This window comes from Skermanella sp. (assembly GCF_059503625.1).
In genome coordinates this window covers 1-5,400 of the sequence record NZ_JCACHA010001114.1, presented here as the reverse complement: position 1 = coordinate 5,400, position 5,400 = coordinate 1, and the positions used below count along the sequence as shown (strand labels likewise).

Annotated in this window: 2 protein-coding genes and 1 pseudogene; 2 read left to right on the top strand and 1 reads right to left on the bottom strand. The window is 66.9% G+C overall.

Features of this window, described 5'->3' with window-relative positions; genetic code table 11:
* A pseudogene (locus AC5JJ6_RS39930) lies at positions 1 to 987 on the bottom strand (squalene--hopene cyclase); the annotation flags it as partial.
* Positions 988 to 1,350: 363 nt separating this feature from the next.
* On the opposite strand from AC5JJ6_RS39930, the gene AC5JJ6_RS39925 reads away from it, so the two are divergent.
* Both AC5JJ6_RS39925 and AC5JJ6_RS39920 read left to right on the top strand, forming a co-directional pair.
* A complete protein-coding gene (locus AC5JJ6_RS39925; RefSeq protein ID WP_496047370.1) occupies positions 1,351 to 3,612 on the top strand; it encodes an AAA family ATPase in 2,262 nt (753 codons plus the stop codon).
* A gap of 141 nt (positions 3,613 to 3,753) precedes the next feature.
* Positions 3,754 to 5,400, top strand: a 1,647-nt coding sequence (locus AC5JJ6_RS39920) for a PAS domain-containing HWE histidine kinase family protein (protein ID WP_496047369.1), incomplete at its 3' end; no start/stop codon positions are given.

The following is a 5,400-nucleotide window of genomic DNA, read 5'->3' as shown; positions in this document are numbered from 1 at the left end:
GTCCCATACCGGGGACAGGCAGGGCTGGCACATGATCTCACCGCCGTCCATCGGCAGCAGCAGCTTGTCCATCGCACGCCGGGCGGTGACGGCGTCGGGGTGGTCGGCCGGATAGCCCAGGCAGTCGTACATCATGATCGTGTTGGCCATGGCCGGGAAGATGGCGCCAAGGCCGTCCTCGCCGTTCAGCCGCTCCGTCACGAACTTGACGGCGCGGTCGATGGCCATCCGGCGGCCGGATTTCGGCAGCCTCGGCTCGATCAGCGACAGGAAGCTGTCGATGCCCCGGAACAGCCGGGCCAGCGCCGTGTCGTCGGGGGCCGAGTGCCAGTCCACCACCCGGTCCGCCGGGACGGTGAACAGTTCGGATATCCCGACGCCGCGCGGGTTGCGGGCCTGCGGCTTGTGCGCCATCACGACCAGCAAGGGCACGACGACGGTGCGCGACCAGTAGGAAATGCGGGAGATATGGACCGGCGACCATGCCGGCAGATTGAGGATCTCCACCGGCATCACCGGCACGCCGCGCCAGGGGATCTGGCCGAACAGCGCCAGCAGGATGCGGGTGAAGACGTTGCAGCGGGCCGCACCCCCATGGGCCAGCACCGCTTCCCGCGCCCGCTTCATGTGCGGCGCGTCCACCGGGTCTCCCGCCGCCTTGAGGGCGAAATAAGCCTTGACGGTACAGCTCAGGTCGAGGGTGCCGCCGTGGAACAGCGGCCAGCCGCCGTCTTCCCCCTGATGGCTTCGTATGAAGGCGGCAAGCCCGGACTCGATCTCCGGGTCGATCTCGTCCAGGAAATGCTGGAGCAGGATATGCTCGGCCGGAATTGTGGCATCGGCCTCCAGCGGAAAGATCCAATGTCCGTCGGAATGCTGGAGTTGAATCAGCGCCCGTGCGGCGGACTCAACCGCCTCGTTCAGGTTGGCCACAGAAATGGCCGGGTTTACTTCATGGATATCGGTGCCCGTATTCGGGAGAAGCATGCTCGCCCACCTGTTTGTGGTCGATATAGAATGATTTCACGAAGCGGAGTGCTCGTGGAATTGGTGAACCATCCCAATATGCCGCCCGTTACGGCAGTGTCATCAGCGCAAAAGGCGACCCGTGCTTCCTAATGGCGAGCGGATTCGGCACATCGCAATAATCAATGGGTAAGATCGGTCATCATACTCCAGTATGAACCGCCTGTTTCTGGAACGCTGCCAGTAAAGAGCGGCTCGCTTAAAACGAAACTATGGTTAACGATAAATTTACCATGAAGGCCCAAAGAATCCGTTCATGAGCGCGGCGCCGGGACTCATTGGGGGTCCGGAAGGGCGCTCGCCAGAGACAGGAGAGGCCCGTATATGCTCAGCAGCGCCGCCGCACAGTCTGTCAGGAACGCCTATCAACTTGCCGCACAATATGGTCATGACGGCCCTGGCCAGGAACATCTTCTGCTCTCGCTGACCGGCGATCCGGACGCGGTCGCCGCCTTGCTGGCCTGCGGCGCCGACCCGCGCGCGATCCACGCCGAAGTCGACAGGCTCCTGCCGCGAATTCCCGAGCGTCATACGACCGACAACCCGCTGGAACGGACGATCGAGCGCGCCGAGCGCTTCAAGCCCGAGACGCCGTGCGACGGCGCCTGCCTGCTGCTGGCGCTCCTGGTCGATCGCGGCGCCTCGCCGGCGACGATCCTGCGGCGTCACGGCGTTTCCCGCGACCGCGTGGTCGAGCATATGGTCCAGCGCGACGTCGCCGCCCGCCGCCGCGACAAGTCGCCCAGGCGCGCCCTCGACGCTTCCGATCCGGTCAAGCCGGGAGCGCCGGCCGCCGACAGCGCGCTGACGAGCTGGTGCATCGACCTCAACGCCAAGGCCGAGGCCGGCAAGATCGATCCGGTGATCGGCCGCGACGACGCGATCGCCCGCACCATCCAGATCCTGTGCCGCCGGACCAAGAACAACCCGGTGCTGGTCGGGGAACCCGGCGTCGGCAAAACAGCCATCGCCGAAGGGCTGGCGCTGCGCATCGTGGAGGGACTGGCTCCCGAAGCCTTGGCGAACGCCCGCATCTTCACGCTCGACCTGGGTGCGCTGGTGGCGGGCACCCGCTATCGCGGCGACTTCGAGGAGCGGCTGAAGAACGTCATCGCCGAGATCGGCAGCACGCCCGGCGCCGTACTGTTCATCGACGAGATTCACACCATCATCGGCGCCGGCGGGGCCGGCGGTGCTATGGACGCGGCCAACCTGCTGAAGCCGGCGCTGGCCGCCGGGACGCTCCGCTGCATCGGCGCCACCACCTACCGCGAATACCGCCTCCACATCGAGCGCGATCCCGCGCTGGTCCGCCGCTTCGGCAAGATCGACGTGACCGAGCCGTCGATCGAGGATGCCGTCGCCATCCTGGAAGGCGTCGCGGAGCGCTATGCCGACCATCACGGCGTGATCTACAGCCGCGACGCGATCCGATCGGCGGTCGAGCTTTCCGCCCGCTACATCACCGACCGGCACCTGCCGGACAAGGCGATCGACGTGCTGGACGAGGCCGGAGCCATGGCGAGGCTGGATGCCCGCCGGGACTGGCCCAGGCGGATCGAGGCGCCCGATATCGAGAATGTCGTGGCCCGGATGGCGAACATGCCGGTCCGCCGCGCCGGCACCGACGAACGGGCAGCATTGCGCAATCTGGAGGGCGAGCTGAAGTCGGCGGTATTCGGCCAGGACGAAGCGGTCGAGGCGGTCACCTCGGCGATCAAGATCGCCCGTTCCGGCCTGCGCGATGCGGAAAAGCCGATGGGGTCCTACCTGTTCGCGGGACCGACCGGCGTCGGCAAGACCGAGATCGCGCGGCGGCTGGCGTCGACCCTGGGCGTGCCGCTGCTTCGCTTCGACATGTCGGAATACATGGAACCGCACACGATAAGCCGCCTGATCGGCGCTCCTCCCGGCTATGTCGGGTTCGACCAGGAAGGCCTGCTGACTTCGGCGGTGTCCAGGACCCCGCACGCGGTCCTGCTGCTGGACGAGATCGAGAAGGCCCATCCCGATCTGTTCGCCCTGCTGCTTCAGGTGATGGATGCCGGGCGCCTGACCGACACGACCGGCAAGACCATCGATTTCCGCCACGTCATCGTCATCATGACGACCAACGCGGGTGCCGCCGAGATGGCGCGGCCGTCCATCGGTTTCGGCATGAACGGGACCGACGGCGATGCCGCCGACGCCGCTTCCGCCGCGATCAAGCGCCTGTTCTCGCCGGAGTTCCGAAACCGGCTGGATGCCGTGGTCAATTTCCGGCCGCTCACGCATGAGACCGTTTGCCGCATCGCCCAGGGGCACATCGACCAGCTGGCGGCGCATCTGGCGGACCGCAAGATTGCGCTGACCATCACGGAGGATGCCCTGCGATGGCTGGCCCGCCACGGTTTCGAGCCGGCGATGGGTGCCCGGCCGCTGGCCCGGCTGATCGAGCGCACCGTGAAGCTGCCGCTTGCCGAACACCTCCTGTTCGGAGGTCTCGCGGAGAACGGCGGCCGCATCACGCTGAATGTGGTGGACGGTATGCTTGATCTGGCGGTCGAGCAAACCTATGTCGCAGTCTCCGAACCAATACCGGCGTGACCACCCCCAGCGCACTTCGTCCGGCCGTACCCCTTCGCGGTTTCAAGTATGAACGGTCGCCTTGACACAGGGAGCCGGCGGCAGGCCGAACTGGTGGAAAGCGTCGGGAGAAACCTAGCACTTCCGGAGCTTTCCGCCCCAATGACCATCGGCAACGGCACAGCATCGACCGCGTCGGCGAGCCAGACGCTGGGCCACCTCATCTCCGCGCTCGCCCAGGAGGTTTCCGACACGAACCTCCTCCTGCGCATCGTCGATCGCGTTCCTGCCGGCGTCGCCATCGTGCGCGGTCCGGAGATGCGCTTCACCCTCGCCAACAAGGCCTATGCCGCTATCCCGGCGTCGCCCGGTCGGATCGTGGGGCGCAGCGTGGCCGAGGTCTTCCCCGGCATGCCCAAGTCGGGCATGGCCATCCTGGAAAAGGTCTATGCGACCGGCGAGACCCTGAGCTTGCGGGGGCATCAGGCCGAAACCGATCTTGGGCGCGGCCCGACCTTCTGGGACATGGACTTCATCGCGCTGCCGGAAACCGGCGGCGCCAGCCAGCCGGACGAAAAGGGCGTGCTGATCGTCGCCCGCGACGTGACGCGGCAGATCCTGTCGGAGCGGGCGGGAGAGTCCCTGCGGGCGACCGAGGCGCGGCTGAACATAGCGCTGGAAGCGGCCGACCTGGGCGCCTGGAGCGCCCGCGACGAACTCGGCGAGTTCATGTCTTCGCCCCATGCCGCCGTACTGCACGGGCTGAGCCCCGACACCGTCTTCGATCACGACACCGCCATGTCGGTCATCCATCCCGACGACCGCGAGGCGGTGCGGACGGCGCTGGAACGGGCCATCGCCACCAAAGGCGTCGTGTCGGTCGAGTACCGTGCCGTGCCGCCCGGAACTTCGGGGACCGGCGGCTCGGAACGGTGGATGGCGTCGCGCGGGCGCTGGATCGACGATCCGTTCACATCGGGCGGACAGCTCTTCGGCATCGTCCGCGACATCACCGGACGCAAGCGCGCGGATGCCGAGCGCGAAAGCCTGATCGCCCGGATGGCCGGCGATCAGGCCCGGTTCGAGGCGCTGGTGGAAAGCCTTCCCGCCGGCGTCCTGGTGGCGGAAGCGCCCGGAGGCCGGATCGTCTATGGCAACCGCCGGATCGAGGAGATCCTGCGCCATCCCGTGCTGCAATCGGCCAGTGTCGAAGCCTATGGCGAATGGGTCGGCTGGCACCCGGACGGCAACCCCGTGTCGGCGGAACAGTGGCCGCTGGCCCGCGCGCTGAAGGGAGAGTTCGTGCCGGGCGACGAGTTCCTGTACCGGCGGGGCGACGGCACGACCGGCTGGATCAGGGTCTGCGGTGCGCCCATCGTCGATGCGTCCGGCACAATCACCGGCAGCGTCGTCGTTCTCTATGACGTTGACCGGGAGAAGCAGGCGGAGGTGGCGCTGCGGAACAGCGAGGAGCGGGTCCGCAGCGTGCTGGGCGAGAAGGAAACCGTGCTGGCCCAGAAGGACATGCTGCTGAAGGAGGTCAACCACCGGGTCAAGAACTCCCTCCAGCTCGTCGCCAGCCTGCTCAACCTCCAGGGTCGCCAGGTCGAGGACCCGAAGAGCCGGCAGGCCTTCGAGGATGCCGTGTCGCGCGTCGGCGCCATCGCCCAGGTCCATGAACAGCTCTACCGGAACGACGACGTCAGCAAGGTGGAGTTCGGCTCCTATCTGCGCACGCTCTGCACCCAGTACGGCGGCGAGAGCAGCGTTGCCATCGATGCCGCGACGACCGAGATTCCGACCGACGTC

Bases quoted from the DNA above. Each gene is read 5' to 3' on its own strand.
- AC5JJ6_RS39925 (WP_496047370.1), top strand. From the start codon at position 1,351: ATGCTCAGCAGCGCCGCCGCACAGTCTGTCAGGAACGCCTATCAACTT.